Below are 22134 nucleotides of genomic sequence, written 5' to 3'. Positions count from 1 at the left end.
GCATCGACATCATCGAGGGCACGCTGGCCAAGGCATTCGGCACGCTGGGCGGCTATATCGCCGGCAACAGCGCCGTCATCGACGCCGTGCGCTCCTATGCGCCGGGCTTCATCTTCACCACGGCGCTGCCGCCGGCGATCGCCGCTGCCGCCACCACCTCGATCCGCCACCTGAAGCGCTCGCAGGCCGAACGCGATGCGCAGCAGCGCCAGGCGTCGCGGACCAAAGAGGTTCTCAGCGCCGCCGGCCTGCCGGTAATGGAGTCGCCGACGCATATCGTGCCGGTGCTGGTCGGTGACCCCGAACTTTGCAAGATGGCCAGCGACCGCCTGCTCGGCGTGCACGGCATCTACATCCAGCCGATCAACTATCCGACCGTGCCGCGCGGCACCGAGCGGCTGCGCATCACGCCGACGCCATTCCATACCGACGCGCTGATCGCAGGACTGCAGGACGCACTGGTCGAGACATGGGATGCGGTCACGGCATGGATCCTAGGTGTTTGATCCCGAGCTTTAATGGTGCGATATTTTCTTCCGAATGGAAGGATGCGCTATGGGACAGGTTCTACACGGCCGCGCCACAACGACAGAGGCAATCCGTCGAGCAATACAAAATAGTCAAGAGAGCCTGAGGACGCTGGCCAAGCGCTACGGGATCAATCAGAAGACAGTTCTCAAGTGGAAGGGTCGGACCTCGACTGCCGATCTTCCGACCGGGCCCAGAGATCCGCGTTCGACGGTGCTGTCGCTCGAAGAGGAAGCAGCCATCGTCGCCTTTCGCAAGCATACGCAACTGCCGCTCGATGATTGCCTCTATGCCCTACAGCCGACGATCCCACACCTGACGCGCTCGTCATTGCATCGTTGCCTTCAACGCCATGGCATTTCGCAGTTACCGCAGACGGGTATCGGCAAGCCGGCCAAGAAGAAGTTCAAGGCCTACCCGATCGGGTATTTCCACATCGATATCGCCGAGGTGCAGACTGCCCAGGGTAAGCTGCGCCTCTTCGTTGCTATCGATCGGACGTCCAAATTTGCCTATGTGCAATTGCACGCAACGGCGGACAAGATGACGATGATCCAGTTCCTTCGGGATCTGATCGCGGCCGTGCCCTACGCCATCCAAACCATTTTGACCGACAACGGTATCCAGTTCGCCAACCGAACCAGCGATCGCCATGCTCCCCGGCATATCTTCGATGAAGTCTGCGCCGACCATGGCATCGAGCACCGGCTCACAAAGATCAACCATCCTTGGACCAATGGCCAGGTCGAGCGGATGAACCGAACCATCAAGGAGGCGACCGTCGCACGTTTCCACTATGAGGATCACGATCAGCTACGCCGACACCTCGTCGACTTCATCACCGCGTACAATTTCGCCCGCCGGCTTAAGAGCCTCAAGGGCCTCACGCCTTATGAGTTCATCTGCAAAACATGGGAAAAACAGCCCGAACGGTTCCGACTCAACCCAACCCATCAAACGCCGGGACTAAACACCTAGGGTCTGCGCCGCGTCGCTTCGCTCCTTGCTTCGCCCTAGGATGACGAAGGCATAGGGTCTGTGCCCAATCACATACCTTGGCGATTGGCTGAAACGATCCTCACTTCGTCATCCTAGGGCGGAGCAGGAGCGAAGCGACGTCGCGGAGACCGTAGGATACATGCCATTACAGCGGCCGAGGAATGCAGCGGTCCAGAATCTGCACACGCGCCGGAGATCCTGTCCAGCGTGTGGCGAACGGTTGCCTCAAACAGTCTTCATCCATTTCGCCAGCCGGTGCGCGGCTTCCTCGAGCTGATCGAGGCGGCGGTGGAAGCACAGCCGCAAAAACGCTTCGCCGCCGGGGCCGAACGCGGTGCCGGGAGCCAGGCCGACATTGGCCTTGTCGACGATGTCGAAGGCGGCCCGGCGTGGATCGGTAATGCCGTCTACGGTGAAGAACAGGTAGAACGCGCCTTGCGGCACGGTGAAGCGCGCCTTGCCGGTGGCGCCGATTATATCGCAGACCAAGTTGCGCGCCTTCCTGGCCCGCTCCACCTGTTCGACGATGAAGCCATCGCCATGGTCGAGGGCGGCGACGGCGCCACGCTGCATGAACTGGGCGACACCCGAGGTCGAATACTGGATCAGGTTTTCGAACACCTGCTGCAGCTCGGGATGGGTCTTGATCCAGCCGACGCGCCAGCCGGTCATCGCCCAGTTCTTGGAAAAGGAGTTGACGAACAGGATGCGGTCTTCCGCGGTCGCTATGTCGAGGAAGGACGGCGCGCGGCCGTGGCCGTAGTGGAACAGCGCATAAATCTCGTCGGCGATGATCCACAGGCCCTTTTCGCGGGCGAGGTTCAGGATCGCCTGCAGCGTTTCCCGGTCGGCGGTCCAGCCGGTTGGGTTGGAGGGCGTGTTGACGAACAGCGCCTTGGTGCGCGGCGTGACCGCGGCAGCGATCTTGTCGACATCGCAGGACCAGCCATTGCCCGACTGATCTAGCGTGACCGCCACAGGAGTAGCGCCAGAAACACCGGCGGCGGCGGCGAAATTCGGCCAGGCCGGCGACAAATAGACGACCTCGTCGCCGCTGCCGGCGACGGCGGCCAGCGCCAGCTGGATGGCATGCATGCCGGATCCGGTGGCGATGAATTCTTCCTCGGCGAAATTCTTGCCGAAATGCCTGGCATAGTAGCGGGAGAGCGCTTGCCGCAGCTCTGGAATGCCCTTCTGCCAGGTGTAGAAGGTCTCGCCATTAGCGAGCCCCTTGGTGGCGGCTTCCGAGATGAAGGCAGGCGTCGGCAGATCGCCTTCACCGGCCCAAAGCGGGATCATGCCCTCGCGTGTGCGGCCGTAATTGACGACAGCGACAATGCCGCTTTCGGGTGCGGCCACGGCTTCGGGGCGCAAGCTATCGATCAGGGTCATGGACAGGTCCGTTTTGGTGTCGAGCGGATGCTCTTAGCAGATACGACAACAGAAAACCCCGGCCGCGAACGACCGGGGTTTTAGTCCAAGAACCTGCCTCGTAGCTATTTCTTGGCGAGGAGATCGCGAATTTGCGTCAACAGCGCAATGTCGGCCGGTGGCGGCGCGGCCGCCGGTGCCGGCTTCTCGGCCTCCAGCCGCTTGCGCAGATTGTTCACGGCCTTGACCATCAGGAAGATGATGAAGGCGAGGATGATGAAATTCAGCGCCACGGTGATGAAATTTCCGTAGGCGAACACCGCGCCTTCCTTGCGCGCATCGGCAAGATTGGTCGAATGGACTGTAGACGACAGGCCGATGAAGTAGTTCGAGAAGTCGACGCCACCAAGCGCCCCGATGAAAGGCATGATGATGTCATTGACAAGAGAATCGACGATCTTGCCGAAGGCAGCGCCGATAATGACGCCGACCGCGAGGTCCATCACATTGCCCTTGGAAATGAATTCCTGGAACTCTTTCAGCATTCGACCCTCCTTGTCATGGCTGGCCGCGCTGCCGCCGTCCTTCGGCGCCGGCCCGCACATACCATAACAAAAACCTGAGGTTGCAACAGAAGCAATCGCTGGAAAACACCGCTTTCTCCTTACCTTAGGTCACAGCTCGACAGGGCGACATGCAGCCGCCATGCGCCGAAAGCCGCGATGGACTCGACCCCAAAGCTGTGATTGCGTCTGGGGCGCGCCGGGCGAATACCGGCCAGGGAGGACTTTCGGGCCGTGCAGGGCTGGTTCATCGTCATCATTGCCATCGCCTATGTGACGCTGCTGTTCGCTATCGCCAGCCTCGGCGACCGGCGTTCGGCGGTATCGGGCCCCGGCCGTGCCCGACCTTTCATCTACGCGCTCAGCCTCGCCATCTATTGCACCTCCTGGACCTTCTTCGGTTCGGTCGGGCTTTCCTCCGAGCGCGGCCTCGAATTTTTGGGCATCTATACCGGCCCGGTGCTGGTGTTCGTGTTCGGCTTTCCGCTGCTCAACCGCATCGTGCGGCTGGCCAAGAGCGAGAAGATCACCTCGATTGCCGATTTCCTTGGCGCCCGCTACGGCAAGAGCTTTGCCGTCTCGGCGATCGCCACGCTGATCGCCACCATCGGCGCGGTGCCCTATATCGCCCTGCAGTTGAAGGCGATTTCCGGTTCGGTCGGCCTGATGGTCGAGCACTATACGGGATCGCCGCCGTCCTTCGATCCGTTCGTCAGCGACATCTCGCTGGTCGTGGCCATGCTGCTCGCGCTGTTTGCGGTGCTGTTCGGCACCCGCCACGCCGATGCCACCGAGCACCAGGACGGGCTGGTGCTGGCGGTGGCGGTCGAAACCGTGGTCAAGCTCGCCGCTTTCCTGGCGATCGGCCTGATGGTCACCTTCCTGATCTTCGGCGGCCCGGGCGACATGATCGCAAAGCTCGCCGAAAACAACCAGGTGCGGCAGGCGATGGGGTATAACACCTCGCTCGCCACCTGGCTGGTGCTGACCTGCTTGAGCGGCTTTGCCATCATCATGCTGCCGCGCCAGTTCTACGTCACCATCGTCGAGAACCGCGGCGAGGCCGAGCTGCGCACCGCGACCTGGGTGTTTCCGCTCTATCTGGTAGCGATCAACCTGTTCGTGCTGCCAATTGCCTTCGCCGGCCTGTCGCTGGTCGGCGCCAGGACCAGCAGCGACCTCTACGTGCTGTCGCTGCCACTGTTCAGCGGCCATGACGTGCTCGCCATGGCGGCCTTCATCGGCGGCCTGTCGGCGGCGACCGCCATGGTGATCGTCGAAAGCGTGGCGCTGTCGATCATGATCTCGAACGATCTCGTCATCCCGCTTTTCGTGCGCCGGTTGCTCAAGACCACGACTTCGGAAAATGAGGACTGGTCGACGCTGATCCTCAATGTGCGGCGCGGCGCGATCTTCATCCTCTTGTTCATCGCCTTCCTCTACTACCGCGAAAGCACCAACGCGGTGCGGCTGTCGTCGATCGGCCTGATGTCGTTCGCGGCCATCGCCCAGTTCGCGCCGGCACTGATCGGCGGCCTGATCTGGCGCGGCGCCAATGGCAGGGGTGCAGCACTTGGCATGGTCGCCGGCATCCTCGTGTGGGGCTATACGCTGCTTTTGCCGTCGCTTTCCGCGCCCGACGCTGCCATCGTCGTGCAGGGCCTGTTCGGCTTCGAGGCGCTGCGGCCGCAGGCTTTGTTCGGCACCATCGCCGAGCCGTTGAACCACGGCGTGCTGTGGAGCCTGTCAGTCAACACGCTGTTTTTTGTCCTCGGCTCACTGTCGCGCGCGTCGGTACCACTGGAGCGCATCCAGGCCTCGATCTTCGTGCCGCGCGAGGCCAGCCCGATGCCCAGCCTGCGCCGCTTCCGCACGGCCATCACCGTCAACGTGCTAAAGGACACCATTTCGCGCTATCTCGGCGTCGAGCGTACCGAGCGTTCCTTCCAGTCCTTCGAAAAGAGCACCGGCGTCTCGCTGCACGGCAATGAACAAGCCAGCATGGATGTCATCCGCTTTTCCGAGCAGCTGCTGGCGAGCGCGGTCGGTTCGTCTTCGGCGCGGCTGATCCTGTCGCTTTTGTTTCGCCGCAACGACCGCGAATCCAAGGACGCCTTCCGCCTGCTCGACGATGCCACCGAGGCGCTGCAGCACAATCGTGACCTGTTGCAGATCGCGCTCGACCAGATGGAACAGGGCATCACCGTTTTCGACCGGGATTTCCGCCTGATCTGCTGGAACAGACAATATCGCGCGCTGTTCGACCTGCCCGACGAGATGGGCCAGGTCGGCGTCTCCCTCGACCTTATCCTGCGTCACCTCGCCGAGCGCGGCGATATTCCGGCCGACCAGCGCGTGGCGATGCTCAACCGGCTGACCAGCTTCGTCAGCCCGTGGCAGATGGAGCTGAAGACCAGCGGCCGCATCCTTGAATTGCGCTCCAACCCGATGCCGGACGGTGGCATCGTCGCCACCTATGCCGACATTTCGGGACGCGTCGAACAGGATCTGGCGCTGAAACGGGCCAATGAATCGCTGGAGCAGCGGGTCAAGACGCGCACCATCGAACTGACGCGTGTCAATGAGGAGCTGGCGCAGGCGCAGATGCTGGCCGAGGAGGCCAATCTCGGCAAGACGCGCTTCCTCGCCGCCGCCGGCCACGACATCCTGCAACCGCTCAACGCCGCCCGGCTCTACTGCTCGTCGCTGATCGAAAAGGCCGGCAAGGGTCCGGCCGGCAAGGCCGCGGTCAACATCGAATCCTCGCTGGAATCGGTCGAGACCATTCTGGGCGCCGTGCTCGACATTTCCCGCCTCGACGCCGGCGCGATGAAACCCGACGACAGCGCCTTCCGGCTGGACGGGCTGCTGCGCCAGATCGGTAACGACTTTCAGCCGCTCGCCGCCGAAAAGAAACTCGAGCTAACGATCATGGCCTCGTCGCTCAGCGTGATGACGGACCGCAATCTGCTGCGCCGGCTGATCCAGAACCTAGTCTCCAACGCTATCAAATACACACGCAATGGCCGCATCCTCGTCGGCGTGCGGCGGCGCGGCGAGCTCGCCGAAATCCAGGTGATCGACACCGGCATCGGCATTGCCGGCGACAAGCTGAACACGGTCTTCAACGAGTTCGCCCGGCTCGACGAAGGCATGCGCGAGGCTGAAGGTCTCGGCCTCGGCCTCTCCATCGTCGACCGCATCGCCCGCGTCCTGCGGCTCGAAATCCGGATCTTTTCCAACCCCGGTAAAGGCACGCGCTTTTCCGTCATCCTGCCGGTTGCGGCGATTGAAGCGCCGCGGCGCGAGGTCGAGCCGAAGGCGCCTTCGCGCACCGCGAACTCGCTGGCCGGCTTGCGTGTCATGTGCATCGACAATGACGCCCGCATCCTCGACGGCATGCGGCTTTTGCTCGAAGGCTGGGGCTGCAGCGTCGGCACGTTTTCCGGCTCAGAGGATTTCGCCAGGGCCGATCGTCCCGACATCGTGCTTGCCGACTATCATCTCGACGGCAGGAGCGGCCTCGATGTGATTGCGCGGCTGCGTGACATCCACGGCCGAGATCTGCCGGCCGTGCTGGTTACCGCCGACCGCTCCACGGAGGTCCGTGCCGCCGCCGCCGCCCTCGACGTGCCGGTGATCAACAAGCCGCTGAAGCCGGCGGTGCTGCGTTCGATGATGGCCAGGGTCAGGCCGCTGGCTTCGGCGGCGGAGTAACGCACTCTGCTATCGCGCTTCAGCGGTGGCCGAGGCTTATGAGGTAGGCACAGAACATGTCGGCCATGGCGTCGGCATAGGCTTCGATCTCCGTGTCGGTGCGCGGGCTGCCTGAAAAATCCTTGCCCACCGAACTTAGCGCAGTCGTGATCAGATCGGCGGCGAGGTCCCGGACCGCATCCGAGGCCTCGGGCAACGCCTCGCGCATGAAAGCCTCGACCGTGCAGTCCGCCATGGCCCTTGCTTCTTGCGTCTCTGGCGCATCCCGGTAGAGGGGCGCAGCGTCGTTCAGCGCCACGCGCAGCCCTGCCTCTTCGCATTCCGAGCGGATGAAGGCGTGGACCAGGATGCGTATCCGTTCGAGCGGCGGCTTTTCGACGTCCTGAAGAATGGCGCACAAAAGGTCGGTCGTCTGCTGCCATTCGTCGCTCTGCAGCCGGAACAGCAGTGCGGCCTTGTTGGGGAAATACTGGTAGAGCGAACCGACGCTGACGCCAGCCCTTTCGGCCACGCGCGTGGTGGTGAAACGCTGCGCGCCTTCGCTCGCCAAAACCTGAACAGCAGCTTCCAAAATCGCCGAAATGAGTTCGACCGCACGCGCCTGCTTGGGCTGTTTTCGCGAGGAAATAGAAGGACTTGGACGTTCGGCCATGGTGCTGTCCGGCAATGCGAATTGGAAACCTGAAGGATTATTCGTATTTTTTGCACGACACAAGAACGCAATGATTTTTCGACTGGAGACTTTTCATGACCACTCTCACCCCGCTGGCACCGCTGCTTGCCCGCCTGTTCAAGGAGGCCGAAGCAGCGAGGAGCCCGGCAGCGGCCGGGCTCTCTCAGGACGAGCGGGCACGCCTGCTCAGCAGCAAGACCGAGTATGTCGACTTCTACGGGCGGCTGAAGGACCTCTGGCTCGCGGTTTCGCCGGAAACCGGCACGCTGCTCTACATGCTGGCGCGCAGCTCAGGCGCCCGTGTCATCATCGAATTCGGCACCTCGTTCGGCATCTCGACGCTCTATCTTGCGGCAGCGCTTAGAGACAATGGCGGCGGCCGCCTGATCACCACCGAGTTCGAGCCGTCCAAGGTGATGCGGGCCAAGGCCAATCTGACAGAGGGCGGCCTTATCGATCTGGTGGAAGTCCGCGAGGGCGATGCGCTGCAGACACTGAGCGATGATCTTCCTGAAACGATCGATCTCTTGCTGCTCAACGGCGCCAAGGCGATCTACCCTGAGATATTGAGCCTGGTCGAAAGCCGGCTCAGGCCCGGCGCGCTGGTGATCGCCGACAACGCCGATTTCAGCCCAGAATATCTGGAGCGCGTGCGCTCCCCGGCATCGGGCTACATGTCGACGCCCTTCGGCGACGACGTCGAACTGTCGGTGCGGCTGAGTTAAAGCCGCCGGCGGATTGGTTGGCGGCAGCCGAACAGAACTGAGCGCGCCCGGGGCGCTCAGTTCACCGGCTGCAGCGGGTCGCTGCCGATCTTGGACAGCTGGATCACCGCCTGGGTGCGGCTGTCGACGCCGAGCTTTTGCAGGATGGCCGAGACATGCGCCTTGATCGTCGCTTCGGAGACGCTGAGCTCGTAGGCGATCTGCTTGTTGAGCAGCCCTTCAGCCAGCATGCCGAGCACACGCGTCTGCTGCGGCGTCAGCGCCTGCAGCCGCTTGATCAGGTCGGATATTTCGGGGTCGCGTTCGACGCCGAGGTCGATGCCGACGGGTGCTGCGATATCGCCGGCCAGCACCGTCTGCACGGCGCGGCGGATCTCCTCCATGCTGGCCGATTTGGAGATGAAGCCGGACGCGCCGAGATCGAGTGCGCGCCTTATCGTCACCGGGTCATCATGCGCCGACACCACCACCAGCGGCACCGCCGGGTGGATGCCGCGCAGCGAGATCAGGCCGGACAGGCCGCTGGCGCCCGGCATCGACAGGTCGAGCAGCACCAGATCGACATCCTCATTGGCCACGACCAGCGCCTTGGCGCTTTCGAAATCGCCGGCCTCGTGAATGGCGGCGACATCGCCGACGCCGGCAAGCGCCTCTTTCAGCGCACCGCGGAAAAGCGGATGGTCGTCGGCGATGACGAAGGTGTAGCCCGACGGCAAATGTTCCTCCCCAAATCCCGTTGTTGGTTAGCGGCTTTTTTCGGGACCGGACGATTATGCGGCGAAGCGTTCTGTTTTCAAGCGGCAATGGCCGGATGCGGCTCAGGTCTTTTGCGAATTGAGCTTGGCGCCGTCGCCATTATCCTTGTCCATCTCCTTGACGATGCCCATGAAGCCGCGCATGAAGCGCTCCATGTAGTTCATCGTCTTGTCGAAATCCTCCTCGCTCGGCAATTTCGATTCGAGGCGGGCGGACAGCGAATTCTCCAGCTTGGTGACGCGTTCGTCCATGGCCTTCATCGAGGCCTGCAAACGATCGACTTCATCCTGGAAGGCGGCGCGTTCGTCGGCCGCCATCTTGCAGACGAGCTGGCCTGAACGCTCCTCGCAGATCGACATGGCGCCGCTCTGGGTGTCCATGCGGACATAGCCATTGGCCGATTTTTCCAGCCGGTAGTGATCGGTCTCCTCCGACCAGGCCGATGCCGCGACCAGCGAGACCAGTGCGGCGGGGATCAGTATGTGCTGCAGACGCATGTTCCATCCTCCACGAGCCAGTATGCGAGAACCTATCACAGCTTTGCGCCGTAAATGCGGAAGAGTTGCCCTTCCCCGCATGAGCCATCCGGATTATAGCGCAACAATGTCTCAGATTATCTACAAGATCGCGCCCGAAGCGCTTTGGCGCGAGGCCGAGAAAAACGGCCGCTTCACCGGCGCTCCGATCGACATCGCCGATGGCTTCATCCATTTCTCCACCGCAGGACAAGCCAGGGAAACGGCGGCAAAGCATTTCGCCGGCCAGACGGATCTGGTGCTGGTGGCTATCGACGGAGCCCGGCTGGGCGAAGCGCTGAAATACGAGGTCTCACGCGGCGGCGCGCTGTTCCCGCATCTCTATGGCGTGCTCGACATGAACGCCGTGCTGTGGGTGCGGCCATTGCCGCTCGGCACTGATGGCGCACATCAATTCCCGGCGCTGGAGGCCGAATGAGCATGCTCGACCGCATCGGCCAGAAGCTGCTGTTCACCTTCGATCCGGAAACGGCGCATGGCCTATCGATCGCCGCGCTGCGATGCGGCCTGCCTGTCGGCGCGCGGACGGTGCGCGATGACAGGCTGAAGGTCAGCCTCTGTGGCATCGCCTTCCCCAATCCGCTGGGCATGGCCGCCGGCTACGACAAGAACGCCGAGGTGCCGGATGCGCTGCTTGGCCTCGGTTTCGGCTTCGCCGAGGTGGGCACGGTGACGCCGCTGCCGCAGGCCGGCAATCCGAAGCCGCGCATTTTCCGGCTGACTGAGGATGATGCGGTGATCAACCGGCTGGGTTTCAACAATGAGGGCCACGAGGCGGCTGAGAAACGGCTTGCCGCGCGCAAGGGGCGCGACGGCATAGTCGGCGTCAACATCGGCGCCAACAAGGACAGCGCCGACCGTGTCGGTGACTATGAATTGGGCGTCTCGCGCTTGGCGAAATACGCCAGCTATCTCACCGTCAATATCTCGTCGCCCAACACGCCCGGCCTGCGCACCATGCAGGCGCGCGAACAGCTCGGTGAGCTTTTGGCGCGCGTCGTCGCCGCGCGTGCGACAGCTTCGGCAAAACCGCCGATCTTCCTCAAGATTGCGCCTGACCTGGTCGAGGCCGAGCTGGAGGACATCGCTGCCGAGGTGACCGAGAAGCAGATCGACGGCGTCATCGTCTCCAACACGACGCTGGCGCGGACCGGATTGCACAGTACGACCGGCGAGACCGGCGGTCTGTCGGGAAAACCGCTGTTCGAGCGCTCTACCATCGTGCTGGCCAAGATGCGCAAGCTGCTTGGTCCCGAGCGCGCCATTATCGGCGTCGGTGGCGTCGATTCTGCCGAGACAGCGCTGGAAAAGATCCGCGCCGGCGCGGATCTCGTTCAGCTCTACACCGGCATGATCTATGCCGGGCCGGCGCTGCCGGGCCGCATTCTGACCGAGATGGTGCGCTTCGTCGAACGAGAACGGCTTAAATCCATTCGCGATCTGCGTGGGAGCAGGCTCGACCTTTGGGCGTCGAAGCAGCTCTGAGTTGCTGTGAAGCGTCTCGGTTCAACCACGATTGGTGGTCCGCTCAAAGATGGCGCCGCCGAGGGCAGGCAACACCCCGAAAAGAAGCAACTGCGGAGTTCCGCCGATGCCGAAAATTGCCGCGAGAATGAACGCCGCGACCAGCCCCAGCGCCGCACCCAAAATATATGGCAAGTAACCTCGCACAAGCTTCTCCCGAACAATTGGTGTGTCCGCAAGACGTAGGGCAATCGGCTGGGAGTGCAAGCGCGTCGACGTTGACCCGGGACTCGCGCTAAAAAGCCGTGCGCAGCCTGAGCCGCAGGATCGCTAGCAGGCTGAAGCCGCGCACCAGCAGGAAGACGTGCAGCGCCGCCCACAGGCCGTGATTGCCGAGGGACGGCGCCAAGGTGAACAATGCGGCGCTGAAGGCCAGGAAAGACACCAGCATCATGTTGCGCATATCGCGCGACCAGGTTGCGCCGATGAAGACGCCGTCCATCTGGAAGGCCAGCACGCCACTGAGCGGCGTCAGCGCCGCCCAAGGCAGGTAGATGTCGGCAACAGCGCGAACGTCCTGCGACGTGGTGATCAAAGAAACCAGGCCGGCGCCGCCGAGCCAGAAGATGAGTGTCGCGGTGCCTGCGAGGCCGAACCCCCAGAACAGGGTCAGGCGCACCGCCCGACGAAACGAGGTTTCGGCGCGCGCGCCAATGGCGCGTCCCGCCAACTGTTCGGCCGCAGTGGCGAAACCGTCGAGGAAATAGCCGGCGATGAGGAAGAAGTTCATCAGCACGGCATTGGCGGCCAGCGTCAGCGTGCCGAACTGCGCGCCCTGGCGGGTAAACAGCGCGAAGGCGGTAAGTAGCGAGAAGGAGCGGATCATGATGTCGCGGTTGAGCGACAGCATGCGCAGGAAGGCGGCCATGTCGAGCAGGCAATGCCGCGGCAGGCGGGGTGCGGCCCGGAACCGCCAGACAATGATGGCGAGCCCCAGCAGCATGGCCAGCAATTCGCCGGTGACGGTCGCCCAGGCGACGCCGGCAACGCCCCAACCGAGCTTCAGGCCGAGCAGGATGCAGAGCACAATGTTGATGCCGTTGAGCACTGCCTGCAGCATCAGCCCAAGCCCGCCCTCGCCGCGCCCCAGGACATAGCCGAGGATGGCGTAGTTGATCAGCGCGAAGGGGGCGGCGAGCATTCTGATGCGGATGTAGACGCCCATCGCCTCGCTGACGCGCGGTTCGCCGCCGATGAATTTCTGGCCGGCGATGGCTATCAGCGGCGCAAGGGCGACAAGCGCGATGCCGGCGGCGACCGCGATCAGCACGGCGCGCCAGAACACCGCCTGCTCCTCGGTTTCGTCGCCGCGCCCGAATGCCTGGGCGACGAGACCGGTGGTGCCGGAGCGCAGGAAATTGAAAGTGTTGAAGACGACGTCGAAGACCAGCGCGCCGGCTGCAAGGCCGCCGAGCAGGGCCGCATCGCCGAACTGCCCGACCACCGCCGTGTCGACGATGCCGAGCAGCGGCGTCGTCAGATAGGCGAGCGTCATCGGCACGGCGATGGCAAGCACCGAACGGTTGGTGACGGCGAAGGGCTTCGCGTCGGCTGGGGTTGCACCCGTGTCCAGGGGATTGCTGCCTTGCTGATTGCGGCTTGATCGAACAGCCGATGTGCCCCATTTTCCGGCCACCGCGCAATCACCCTTGCCGTGACGGCCAACCGAATCTTCGGTCTGGCAAGTTCGCCGGATCCAGCCCATGCCCCTGCAGATCGTTCACCACCCCGACTACGATGCCGGCTTCGCCGTCAATCATCGCTTTCCTATGAGCAAATATCCGCTGCTGATGCAGGCCTTGCACATCAGGGGTCTGATCCACGCCGAGGCGCTGTCGATGCCCGAGCCGACGCCGGCCTCCTGGCTTAAGCTCGCCCATGCGGCTGATTATGTCGATCAGGTCATCACTTGCTTGGTGCCGGAAAAGATCGAGCGAGAGATCGGCTTTCCCGTGGGCCCACGCGTTTCGCTCAGGGCGCAACTCGCCGCCGGCGGCACGGTGCTGGCGGCGAGACTGGCGCTTATCGATGGCATTGCCTGCAACACCGCCGGCGGCAGCCACCATGCGCGACGCGCGCAAGGCGCGGGCTTCTGCACCTTCAACGATGTCGCCGTCGCTTCGCTGGTGCTGCTCGCCGAAGGTGCTGCCCAAAACATCCTGGTGGTCGATCTCGACGTGCATCAGGGTGACGGCACCGCGAACATTCTTAAAGACGAACCACGCGCGTTCACCTTCTCCATGCATGGCGAGCGGAATTATCCCGTGCGCAAGATCGCCTCCGATCTCGACGTCGCGCTGCCGGACGGCACCGGCGATGCCGCCTATCTCGAACGGCTGGGCGTCCTCCTGCCGGAGCTCTCGGCCAAGGCGCGCTGGGACATCGTCTTCTACAATGCCGGCGTCGACGTCCATGTCGAGGACCGGCTTGGCCGGCTGTCGCTCAGCGATGACGGCTTGCGCGCGCGCGACGCTATGGTGATCAGCCATTTCCGCGCGCTGGGCATTCCGGTCTGCGGCGTCATCGGTGGCGGCTATTCGACCGACGTGGCGGCGCTGGCGGCGCGCCACGCCATCCTGTTCGAGGTGGCGGCGACCTTCGCCTGAGGAACGAAAGTTACTTCCGGTAGTTGGCAATCCTCAAGAAGATGAAGACCGGCACGACAATCGCGGCCCCGAGCAGGATATAGCCGAGGAAGCGGTCGATGGCGTGGAAGCCGAGATTCCACAGATCGATGAAGAACTTTTGGACGCCATAGAAGACGTCCATCGGCGTCCAGCCGAACGCATTCATCACCAGGCCGACGAGGAACGACACGACCAGGAGCTTGACGATCACCCTGACGGGCGAGTCGCCGAGAAAGCGCGTCAATGCGGACAAAGGCCTGCCTCCAGTTGGATGCCCGGATTCGGACACAGGCCCAGAGATACGCACTTGGCCGCCCGGCATCAAGCCGGGGCGGCTCCGCAGTCGCCCGAGCACCGTGCAGCGGGGTATCCCTCCGACATATTGCGGACAGGGCTGTGAGGTCAGCCGTTGGGGTTAGACCTTCTCCAAATGCCACCCTAGCTCGCGCCGCCGAAGGGCAAGATGAAATTGGACCTATAGGTGTCCATCGTCGCGCCATTGCGATCTTCGTCGAACAGCGTCCTGCTGCCAAAGCTGGCGCGCAGACCGATCGTGTACTTGTTGGAGGTGTTGAAAGTTTCGGATTCGGCCGAGATTCGCTCGTATTGGTAGCGGCCGAACAGCGACCATGGCGTGCCTTCGAACCTATACGTGGCCTGGGCCGCAAGACTGACCGTATCGAAATCGGCAAAATCGAAGCCGACCCTGTTGAAGGCAACTTCGCCGTCGAACCTCAGGTTCGGCTGCACGAAATAGCGCGCAACACCGCGAACGCCCCACTCCGTCGGATTGTCGAAATCCACATCGGTCTTGCCACAATAGGCCTGGCCATAGAGCGTCAGATTGCCGAAATAGACCTGTGCCTCAGGCCCGACTGTGTAGTCGTTCGCATCCGCAAAGCCGGTTCCGTAGCGCTTGTAGGTCGCGAACAGACCGACCGCGAAACGTTGCGGATCGCGGTAGTAGGCATGAACAGCGCCGCCGAGCCCATCGATAAAGTCGCCATCCTTCCAGATCCGGTCGTAGGTGCCGTCAAGCTGGACATTCCACTTCTCGGCGAACGGAATATTCACGCGCCCCGCACCGCCGCCGGCGTGGACGTCGGTGTCTTCCCCGAAAGTAGAAAGCTGCAGGCCACCGAGATAAATCTCGCCATAACCGGAAATGTGTGGCGCCGCCGGTTCCACGGCGATCGGCAGCACCGCATCAGCGGCGAAAGCGGCAGAGGTTGCGAACAGTGAAGCAGCAAGAGTGGGCAGACGAAGCATGAAGTCCCCTCGGTGGCGGCATCGTCTTCGACGCCTTGGTTTGAACTCTGCGTTGGCGTTGCCAACGACAGGGTCGAGCGCCGGCGCAAACGTCCCCAACGGACCTGTCGAATCGGATCTCGGTTTCCGCTGTAGAGGCGCCGGATGCACCGCGCATCCCCCGCGCGGGGGAAGCGCGGCTGGCTTGTCTGCCAGGGGACACGGTTGTCGGAGGCAGCGTTACATTCCGGCAACAGGCCTTTCGGTCGGCGGCGCGCCGGCCTCGGCCTCAACCTCGCCCGCCAGATTGCCGGCCTGCGTGACGGGACGATCCGGATTCTGAACGGTTCATGGCGCGGGTACGCATGGAACTGCCCGTGCGGCAGTGATGTTCCCGCCGGCGGGGTTTCCAACAGCCGTTTCCGAAGAGCTGTCCAAGGGCGATTGCCCGAAGCAGGCCCATCATGATATCGAGAGGCCGACGCGGGTATGATGTAATGGTAGCTTGTCAGCTTCCCAAGCTGAACGCGAGGGTTCGATTCCCTCTACCCGCTCCAGCAAAAATCGATGATTTAGACGGAGTTGGCCGGCGACCGCCCTGCCGCACGCCTGCGCATTGCGACCCTGTTCATGCCAGCACCTCGGCGCATATGGGAAGGTGCATTGCCACCTCATCGGCTTCCATCCGCATCAGGGTGTGCGACAGGCCGCCGTGCTCGTCGATCCACTGCCGCACCCAATCGGGGTATTGCGAGAGCAGGTAGTTGGCAGCGACCGCGTTCTGACGGGCACCGACGCCGTACGGCAGATGGAAGCCGAAGGATGCACGCGGGGTAACGCAAAGCTGCTCGACGGGCAGGGACAGATAGAGCGTGCAGGCGCTGTCGCACGCCCCGTCAAAGTGCACTGGCTCGTCGGCGGCGCGCAGTTTGGCGACGTGCAACGCGAAGGTTACGATCTGGCCACCGGGATTGCCGCTCACCGTCTCCGCCTTCGCGGGCAGCATCGTCAGGACGGTGAAGAACCCAATCGCCATGGCCACCGTCCATCCAACCCATGCAGGCGGCAGATTGGTGGGCATTGCTGTTAACCTCGCGCTCGTCACATGACATCCACGCTACCATCAAGATGGTTAACAACAGGCTGCCTTTGAATTGTAGCCAGCGCTAATATAGATCGAGAGCGGTCTCTTCAACCGACGCAATCGCGACATTTGAGCACGTGAAGAAAGCTATTTTCGGAGGCAACGGCCCAGGAATTGGCGAAGCTCGCTTCGAGAGGTACCCATCGGCCGCATAGCTGTGAGGGCCGGCGCACCAGTTGCCGGTTTCTCAGAGCCAGACGCGCAACCAGACGCGTCTGCGCCAGCAGCGGACGTGACGCCGGCCGTGGCGCCAATAGCGGTGGCAGACCCTTCTCCAGCCGTGCCTGCGATGATGGTGGTGGCGATGCCGGCGATGGGAGACCTGCTCCACTACGCCGCCATCATCCCACTTCCCGCAAAATGAAATCGTGCAGCATCTTGGCGGCCGGCGACAGCGCGCGGTTCTTCACCGTGATCAGGCTGTAGGGCCTGACCTCGATGTCGAACTCGGTCTGGACGACGTCGATGGCGCCAGCGAGACCGTCGGGGTTCTGGATGAATTTTGCCACCTGGATCGACACCGGGGCGATGGCGTCGGACTGGGCGACCATGACCAAGGTCAGAAGCAGCGAGGAGGTGTTGAGGATGCGGTCCGGCAGCGCGATGTTGCGGTTCAAAAAATTGCTTTCCATCGCCTGGCGCAGCGGCGAGCCGCCGGACTGGAAGACCCAGTCATAGGCGGCCGTATCCTCCAGCCGCACCGCTTTGCCATTGCTCAGCGGATGACCGCGGCGCACGATCAAACAAGCTTTCTCGACGCCGATGACGCGCGATTCGAACAGCCGAGGATTGAGGTCGTCGGGGATGCGGGCGATGATGAAATCATGGCGCGTGGCGATCAGTTCGCGCGCCAGCACATTCGAGGTTTCGACCTGCATGGTGATCTCGATGCGCGGGTAGAGGCGGCGGATTTCGCGGATCGCCGGCACCGCGAGTTCGATCGCCGGCGCGGTGACCGCGCCGAGGAACACCGATCCGCCCTTGCCGGCCTTGAGCTCCGATATTTCGCGGTCGGCTTCGCGCATTTCGAGCAGGATCGAACGCGCGCGCCTTGCCAACGCCTTGCCGTAAGGTGTGAGCGTGATGCCGCGCGGCAGCCTTTCGCAGAGCTTCACTTCGAGCACCGCTTCCATCTCGGAAATCATGCGCGAGGCCGCCGGCTGCGAGATGTTCATCACCTGCGCCGCCGCGCTCACCCGACCGTGATCGTCCAGCGCCGCTATCATGCGCATGTGGCGCAGGCTCAGGCCGCTGCGCAGAAGTGTTTCGCCAGCGCCCGGCAGTTCATCGTAACTGTCTGAAATTCCGCGAGGATTGCCCAACGCCGCCATGATGTCTCCCACTCCAGCTACTGCTCCGACCCAGCTCTGTCATATACCGGTTTCGGTATAGCAACCACCGAAGATCGCATTTGACAGTTATGGCAAAGGGACACACCCTTCGCGCGTCCTCAAGACTTGACGGTCGATGACGAGCAAAATCGTATCGATTGAAATCAGGCGACTGAGGGCCGATTGGGAGGATACCGGAGATCGATATGACGGCGGCGGCGCTTTGGCGCATCCGCCCGACTGCGCGGCCCGCGAAGCCCCGAGGTGTCGCGTCCATCAACCAGGGAGAGTTTTACGTGAAAATCATCAAGACACTGGCCGCCGTCGCGGCCCTTGGCATTGCTGCCATGACCTACTCGGCGCACGCAGCCGACAAGGGTCTTGTCGGCGTGCTGATGCCGACCAAGACCTCGCAGCGCTGGATCAATGACGGCGACGCCGTCAAGTCCCAGCTCGAAGCTCTCGGCTACACCGTCGACCTGCAGTACGCGCAGGACGACATCCCCAACCAGCTCAGCCAGCTGGAAAACGAAATCACCAAGGGCCCGAAGGCGCTGATCATCGCCTCGATCGACGGCACGACCCTGTCGGACGCGCTGCAGAAGGCCGCTGACGCCGGCGTCGTCGTCGTCGCCTATGACCGCCTGATCAAGAAGACCGCCAATGTCGACTACTACACCACCTTCGACAATTTCGGCGTCGGCGTGATCCAGGCGAACTCGCTGGTCAAGGGCCTCAAGGAGCGCTTCCCGAACACCAAGCCGTGGAACGTCGAGCTGTTCGGCGGCTCGCCGGACGACAACAACGCCTTCTTCTTCTACAACGGCGCCATCTCCGTCCTGCAGCCGCTGATCGACGACGGCTCGATCAAGATCAAGTCCGGCCAGACCGGCATGGACAAGGTCGGCACGCTGCGCTGGCTCGCCGCCACCGCCCAGGCGCGCATGGACAACCTGCTGTCGGCCAACTACTCGGACGGCAGCCGCGTCGATGGCGTTCTGTCGCCCTATGACGGCCTGTCGCGCGGCATCACCGCCTCGCTGCGCGCTGTCGGCTACGGCACCGACGCTCAGCCTTGGCCGATCGTGACCGGCCAGGATGCCGAGACCGCCTCGGTCAAGCTGATCATCTCGGGCGAGCAGTACTCGACCGTGTTCAAGGACACCCGCGAACTGGCCAAGGCCACCGTCGAACTCGTCGACAAGGTGCTCTCGGGCGGCAAGCCGGACGGCCTCGATGAAAAGACCTACAACAACGACGTCAAGGTCGTTCCTTCGATCCTCTTGACGCCGCATGATGTCGACAAGTCGAACTACCAGGCGCTGGTCGTCGACTCCGGCTACATCAAGGCCGACGAACTGAAGTAAATTCGGTTGTAAAATCAGGGGTCCTGCGCAACGCAGGGCCCCTTTTCGTTCACCAGCGGGCCCGGTATTGTTACCGACCTCGCCGGCAGTGTTTGCCGACCTCTCAAGGAGCGGTAGTTCCCATGGCCTCGACGATTTTGGAGATGCGCGACATCACCAAGACGTTCCCCGGCGTGAAGGCGCTGTCGAACGTCAACCTCAGTGTCGAGGAAGGCGAAATCCATGCCGTGGTCGGCGAAAACGGCGCCGGCAAATCGACGCTGATGAAGGTTCTGTCCGGCGTCTATCCCGCCGGCACCTATGACGGCCAGATCATTTTCCAGGGCCAGGAATGCCAGTTCAAAGGCATCCATGACAGCGAACACAAGGGCATCGTCATCATCCACCAGGAGCTTGCGCTGGTGCCGATGCTGTCGATCACCGAAAACATTTTTCTCGGTAACGAAAACGCCAAATACGGCGTCATCGACTGGGACGCCAATGAGAAGCGCACCGGCGCCCTGTTGAAGAAGGTGGGCCTCAAGGAGGACCCCAATGCGCTGATCACCAATATCGGCGTCGGCAAGCAGCAATTGGTCGAAATCGCCAAGGCGCTGAGCAAGGACGTCAAGCTGTTGATCCTCGACGAGCCGACGGCGTCGCTGAGCGAAAAGGACAGCCAGGCGCTGCTCGACCTTTTGCTCGAATTCAAGAAGCAAGGCATGACCTCGATCCTGATCTCGCACAAACTCAACGAGATCAACCGGGTCGCCGACAAGGTCACCGTCATCCGCGACGGGCGCACCATCGAGACGCTGGCCAAAAAGGACATCAGCGAGGATCGCATCATCACCTCGATGGTCGGCCGTTCGCTCGACGACCGCTATCCGCCGCGCGAGCCGAAGATCGGCGAAGTCGTGTTCGAGGTGAAGAACTGGTCGGTCTATCACCCGCTCCATGCCGAGCGGCAGGTGATCAAGGGCATCGACATCAATGTGCGCAAGGGCGAGGTGGTGGGCATTGCCGGGCTGATGGGCGCCGGCCGCACCGAATTCGCCATGAGCCTGTTCGGCCGCTCCTACGGCCGCCGCATCACCGGCGAGGTGCTGCTCAAGGGCAAGCCGGTCGATGTCTCCACGGTGAGCAAGGCGGTCCAGCACGGCATCGCCTACGTTACCGAGGATCGCAAGACCTACGGTCTCAACCTCATCGACCATATCAAGCACAACATCACGCTGGCCAATCTCGGCGGCGTCTCGCGCCACAGCGTGATCGACGACATGCGCGAACTCGCGGTTGCCAACGACTACCGCAAGAAGACCAATATCCGCGCGTCCAGCGTCTATCAGATGACCGGCAATCTTTCGGGCGGCAACCAGCAGAAGGTGGTGCTGTCGAAATGGCTGTTCGCCGACCCGGACGTGCTGATCCTCGACGAGCCGACACGCGGCATCGATGTCGGCGCCAAATATGAAATCTATACGATCATTGCCCGTCTTGCCTCGGAAGGTAAGTCGATCGTGGTCATCTCGTCGGAAATGCCGGAATTGTTGGGGATTACCGACCGCATCTACGTCATGAACGAAGGGCGCATCGTCGGCGAAATGCCGGCGTCTGAAGCAAGCCAGGAAAAAATAATGCGCGCCATCGTTCGGGGAGAAGGAAAAGCAGCATGAGCACCGAAATCGCCCCGGCCCCGCAGGGCAACGTCGCCGAAGAACAGCGCCCGCGCATCGCCGTCTCGGCGCTGACGACGAATCTGCGCGAATACGGCCTGATCATCGCGCTGATCGTCATCATGCTGTTCTTCCAGTTCACCACGTCCGGGACGCTGTTCAAGCCGGTCAACCTCAGCAATCTGGTGCAGCAGAACTCGTTCATCATCGTCATGGCGCTGGGCATGCTGCTGGTGATCGTCTCTGGCTACATCGACCTCAGCGTCGGATCGGTCGCCGGTTTCATCGGTGCGCTGGCGGCAAACATGATGGTCATCTGGCAGCTCGGGCCACTCAGCAATCCGCTGGTGGTTTCGATCGTCTGCCTGATCGTCGGCGGCCTGATCGGCGCCGCGCAAGGCTACTGGATCGCCTATCACCGGATACCGAGCTTCATCGTGACGCTGGCGGGCATGCTGATCTTCCGCGGCATCTGCCAGGCGCTGCTGGGCGGCGGATCCTCGGTCGGTCCGCTTCCGGACGACTTCAAAATGCTCAGCTCCGGCTTCATCCCCGACATTATCGGCCCGTTGACGCTCGTCCCGCCGGTAGTGAACGCAGCCGGCAAGACCATACTGGGCAGCGGCGTGACCCTGCACATGACGACGGTCGTGCTCGGCCTGATCGCCGTGCTGGCCTATGCCTATTTCGGGGTCCGCACCCGGCGCAAACGCGAGCGCCATGGCTATGAGGCCGAGCCCTTCCCCCTGTTCATCGTCAAGACGCTGGTCGCCAGCGCGCTGGCGCTGTTCCTGGTTTATGAGTTCGCCAGCTACCGGGGCCTGCCGGTGGTGCTGCTGGTCATGGGCGTGCTGATCACGCTGTTCGTCTTCGTCACCAAGCGCATGACCATCGGCCGCCGCATCTATGCCATGGGCGGCAACCCCAAGGCGGCGCAGCTGTCGGGCATCAACACCGAGCGGCTGACGCTGATGGTGTTCATCAATATGGGCGTGCTGTCGGCGCTCGGCGGCCTGATCATTGCGGCGCGTCTCGGCCAGGCCGTGCCGGCCGCTGGCCTCGGCTCCGAGCTCGACGTCATCGCCGCCGTCTTCATCGGCGGCGCCTCGGCGATGGGCGGCGTCGGCCAAGTCATCGGCGCGGTGGTCGGCGGTTTCATCATGGGCGTGATGAACAACGGCATGTCGATCATGGGCGTCAATGTCGACTGGCAGCAGGTGGTCAAAGGCCTGGTGCTGCTCGGCGCCGTGATCTTCGACGTCTACAACAAGAACAAGGCCTGACAGGCTTTAGGCGAGGCAACGAAGAAGGCATACGGGTCAAGATCGCGATGTTGCCGGCAACCTGCCGGCATCAGCAAGTCCCCTCAG

At 62.7% G+C, this 22134-nt stretch carries 21 protein-coding genes and 1 tRNA gene; 11 read left to right on the top strand and 11 right to left on the bottom strand.

The window, feature by feature from the left end:
* Both AC1DYO_RS14300 and AC1DYO_RS14295 read left to right on the top strand, forming a co-directional pair.
* Window positions 1-506: aminotransferase class I/II-fold pyridoxal phosphate-dependent enzyme (locus AC1DYO_RS14300; RefSeq protein WP_477264166.1), on the top strand; the 506-nt coding region annotated here is incomplete at its 5' end.
* Between the two features lie 49 nt (window positions 507-555).
* Window positions 556-1506 carry an IS481 family transposase gene (locus AC1DYO_RS14295; protein WP_477264164.1) on the top strand — a complete coding sequence of 317 codons (951 nt, stop codon included), beginning with the start codon at window positions 556-558 and terminating at the stop codon, window positions 1504-1506.
* A gap of 246 nt (window positions 1507-1752) precedes the next feature.
* Here AC1DYO_RS14295 and AC1DYO_RS14290 read toward each other — a convergent pair whose 3' ends face one another.
* Together AC1DYO_RS14290 and mscL are read right to left on the bottom strand one after the other, a co-directional pair.
* Complete coding sequence (locus AC1DYO_RS14290) at window positions 1753-2919, bottom strand: pyridoxal phosphate-dependent aminotransferase (RefSeq protein ID WP_477264162.1); 1167 nt, start codon at window positions 2917-2919, stop codon at window positions 1753-1755.
* 104 nt (window positions 2920-3023) lie between these two features.
* A complete protein-coding gene (gene mscL, locus AC1DYO_RS14285; protein WP_477264160.1) occupies window positions 3024-3443 on the bottom strand; it encodes a large conductance mechanosensitive channel protein MscL in 420 nt (139 codons plus the stop codon).
* 252 nt (window positions 3444-3695) lie between these two features.
* On the opposite strand from mscL, the gene AC1DYO_RS14280 reads away from it, so the two are divergent.
* Window positions 3696-7178 carry a PAS domain-containing hybrid sensor histidine kinase/response regulator gene (locus AC1DYO_RS14280; RefSeq protein WP_477264158.1) on the top strand — a complete coding sequence of 1161 codons (3483 nt, stop codon included), beginning with the start codon at window positions 3696-3698 and terminating at the stop codon, window positions 7176-7178.
* A 19-nt stretch (window positions 7179-7197) separates the two neighbouring features.
* Here AC1DYO_RS14280 and AC1DYO_RS14275 read toward each other — a convergent pair whose 3' ends face one another.
* Window positions 7198-7830 (bottom strand): TetR/AcrR family transcriptional regulator, encoded by a 633-nt coding sequence (locus AC1DYO_RS14275; protein ID WP_477264156.1) that lies wholly within the window; start codon window positions 7828-7830, stop codon window positions 7198-7200.
* A 95-nt stretch (window positions 7831-7925) separates the two neighbouring features.
* Between AC1DYO_RS14275 and AC1DYO_RS14270 the strand changes: the two genes are divergently transcribed.
* Window positions 7926-8576, top strand: a complete 651-nt coding sequence (locus AC1DYO_RS14270) for an O-methyltransferase (protein WP_477264154.1) — start codon at window positions 7926-7928, stop codon at window positions 8574-8576.
* 56 nt (window positions 8577-8632) lie between these two features.
* Here AC1DYO_RS14270 and AC1DYO_RS14265 read toward each other — a convergent pair whose 3' ends face one another.
* Window positions 8633-9292: a response regulator gene (locus tag AC1DYO_RS14265; RefSeq protein WP_477264152.1), complete on the bottom strand. Its 660-nt coding sequence runs from the start codon at window positions 9290-9292 to the stop codon at window positions 8633-8635.
* A gap of 102 nt (window positions 9293-9394) precedes the next feature.
* A complete protein-coding gene (locus AC1DYO_RS14260) occupies window positions 9395-9829 on the bottom strand; it encodes a hypothetical protein (protein WP_477264150.1) in 435 nt (144 codons plus the stop codon).
* Between the two features lie 106 nt (window positions 9830-9935).
* Between AC1DYO_RS14260 and AC1DYO_RS14255 the strand changes: the two genes are divergently transcribed.
* Window positions 9936-10286 carry a DUF952 domain-containing protein gene (locus AC1DYO_RS14255; RefSeq protein WP_477264148.1) on the top strand — a complete coding sequence of 117 codons (351 nt, stop codon included), beginning with the start codon at window positions 9936-9938 and terminating at the stop codon, window positions 10284-10286.
* Entirely contained in the window at window positions 10283-11353 is a 1071-nt protein-coding gene (locus tag AC1DYO_RS14250; RefSeq protein WP_477264146.1) for a quinone-dependent dihydroorotate dehydrogenase, read from the top strand. Before AC1DYO_RS14255 ends, AC1DYO_RS14250 begins: the two co-directional genes overlap by 4 nt.
* A 21-nt stretch (window positions 11354-11374) precedes the next feature.
* On the opposite strand, the gene AC1DYO_RS14245 is transcribed toward AC1DYO_RS14250, so the two are convergent.
* Together AC1DYO_RS14245 and AC1DYO_RS14240 are read right to left on the bottom strand one after the other, a co-directional pair.
* Window positions 11375-11539 (bottom strand): hypothetical protein, encoded by a 165-nt coding sequence (locus tag AC1DYO_RS14245; protein WP_477264144.1) that lies wholly within the window; start codon window positions 11537-11539, stop codon window positions 11375-11377.
* A gap of 88 nt (window positions 11540-11627) precedes the next feature.
* Complete coding sequence (locus tag AC1DYO_RS14240; RefSeq protein WP_477264182.1) at window positions 11628-12965, bottom strand: MATE family efflux transporter; 1338 nt, start codon at window positions 12963-12965, stop codon at window positions 11628-11630.
* 130 nt (window positions 12966-13095) lie between these two features.
* Between AC1DYO_RS14240 and AC1DYO_RS14235 the strand changes: the two genes are divergently transcribed.
* A complete protein-coding gene (locus tag AC1DYO_RS14235; protein WP_477264142.1) occupies window positions 13096-13998 on the top strand; it encodes a histone deacetylase family protein in 903 nt (300 codons plus the stop codon).
* A gap of 10 nt (window positions 13999-14008) precedes the next feature.
* On the opposite strand, the gene AC1DYO_RS14230 is transcribed toward AC1DYO_RS14235, so the two are convergent.
* Window positions 14009-14272 (bottom strand): DUF6460 domain-containing protein, encoded by a 264-nt coding sequence (locus AC1DYO_RS14230; RefSeq protein ID WP_181056239.1) that lies wholly within the window; start codon window positions 14270-14272, stop codon window positions 14009-14011.
* A 185-nt stretch (window positions 14273-14457) separates the two neighbouring features.
* Window positions 14458-15387: a hypothetical protein gene (locus tag AC1DYO_RS14225; protein ID WP_477264140.1), complete on the bottom strand. Its 930-nt coding sequence runs from the start codon at window positions 15385-15387 to the stop codon at window positions 14458-14460.
* Between the two features lie 363 nt (window positions 15388-15750).
* Between AC1DYO_RS14225 and AC1DYO_RS14220 the strand changes: the two genes are divergently transcribed.
* Window positions 15751-15824, top strand: a tRNA-Gly gene (locus AC1DYO_RS14220).
* Window positions 15825-15895: 71 nt separating this feature from the next.
* Here AC1DYO_RS14220 and AC1DYO_RS14215 read toward each other — a convergent pair.
* Both AC1DYO_RS14215 and AC1DYO_RS14210 read right to left on the bottom strand, forming a co-directional pair.
* The gene (locus AC1DYO_RS14215; protein ID WP_477264138.1) at window positions 15896-16348 is read right to left on the bottom strand and encodes a hypothetical protein; all 453 of its coding nucleotides are present in this window, start codon (window positions 16346-16348) and stop codon (window positions 15896-15898) included.
* Between the two features lie 404 nt (window positions 16349-16752).
* A complete protein-coding gene (locus AC1DYO_RS14210) occupies window positions 16753-17742 on the bottom strand; it encodes a LysR family transcriptional regulator (RefSeq protein WP_477264136.1) in 990 nt (329 codons plus the stop codon).
* Window positions 17743-18038: 296 nt separating this feature from the next.
* Here AC1DYO_RS14210 and chvE point away from each other — a divergent pair, with 296 nt between their 5' ends.
* From chvE to mmsB, 3 genes are all read left to right on the top strand, one after another.
* Window positions 18039-19109: a multiple monosaccharide ABC transporter substrate-binding protein gene (gene chvE / locus AC1DYO_RS14205; protein ID WP_142868326.1), complete on the top strand. Its 1071-nt coding sequence runs from the start codon at window positions 18039-18041 to the stop codon at window positions 19107-19109.
* A 122-nt stretch (window positions 19110-19231) separates the two neighbouring features.
* Window positions 19232-20764: a multiple monosaccharide ABC transporter ATP-binding protein gene (mmsA, locus tag AC1DYO_RS14200; protein WP_477264134.1), complete on the top strand. Its 1533-nt coding sequence runs from the start codon at window positions 19232-19234 to the stop codon at window positions 20762-20764.
* A complete protein-coding gene (mmsB, locus tag AC1DYO_RS14195) occupies window positions 20761-22047 on the top strand; it encodes a multiple monosaccharide ABC transporter permease (protein WP_477264132.1) in 1287 nt (428 codons plus the stop codon). Before mmsA ends, mmsB begins: the two co-directional genes overlap by 4 nt.
* Window positions 22048-22134: the final 87 nt, after the last annotated feature.

Source organism: Mesorhizobium sp. P2_F5 (assembly GCF_056403715.1).
This window is presented reverse-complemented; position numbering and strand designations above follow the sequence as displayed.

Bases quoted from the DNA above. Each gene is read 5' to 3' on its own strand.
- AC1DYO_RS14295 (WP_477264164.1), top strand. From the start codon at position 556: ATGGGACAGGTTCTACACGGCCGCGCCACAACGACAGAGGCAATCCGT.
- AC1DYO_RS14290 (WP_477264162.1), bottom strand. From the start codon at position 2,919: ATGACCCTGATCGATAGCTTGCGCCCCGAAGCCGTGGCCGCACCCGAA.
- mscL (WP_477264160.1), bottom strand. From the start codon at position 3,443: ATGCTGAAAGAGTTCCAGGAATTCATTTCCAAGGGCAATGTGATGGAC.
- AC1DYO_RS14275 (WP_477264156.1), bottom strand. From the start codon at position 7,830: ATGGCCGAACGTCCAAGTCCTTCTATTTCCTCGCGAAAACAGCCCAAG.
- AC1DYO_RS14270 (WP_477264154.1), top strand. From the start codon at position 7,926: ATGACCACTCTCACCCCGCTGGCACCGCTGCTTGCCCGCCTGTTCAAG.
- AC1DYO_RS14260 (WP_477264150.1), bottom strand. From the start codon at position 9,829: ATGCGTCTGCAGCACATACTGATCCCCGCCGCACTGGTCTCGCTGGTC.
- AC1DYO_RS14255 (WP_477264148.1), top strand. From the start codon at position 9,936: ATGTCTCAGATTATCTACAAGATCGCGCCCGAAGCGCTTTGGCGCGAG.
- AC1DYO_RS14250 (WP_477264146.1), top strand. From the start codon at position 10,283: ATGAGCATGCTCGACCGCATCGGCCAGAAGCTGCTGTTCACCTTCGAT.
- AC1DYO_RS14235 (WP_477264142.1), top strand. From the start codon at position 13,096: ATGCCCCTGCAGATCGTTCACCACCCCGACTACGATGCCGGCTTCGCC.
- AC1DYO_RS14215 (WP_477264138.1), bottom strand. From the start codon at position 16,348: ATGCCCACCAATCTGCCGCCTGCATGGGTTGGATGGACGGTGGCCATG.
- AC1DYO_RS14210 (WP_477264136.1), bottom strand. From the start codon at position 17,742: ATGGCGGCGTTGGGCAATCCTCGCGGAATTTCAGACAGTTACGATGAA.
- mmsA (WP_477264134.1), top strand. From the start codon at position 19,232: ATGGCCTCGACGATTTTGGAGATGCGCGACATCACCAAGACGTTCCCC.
- mmsB (WP_477264132.1), top strand. From the start codon at position 20,761: ATGAGCACCGAAATCGCCCCGGCCCCGCAGGGCAACGTCGCCGAAGAA.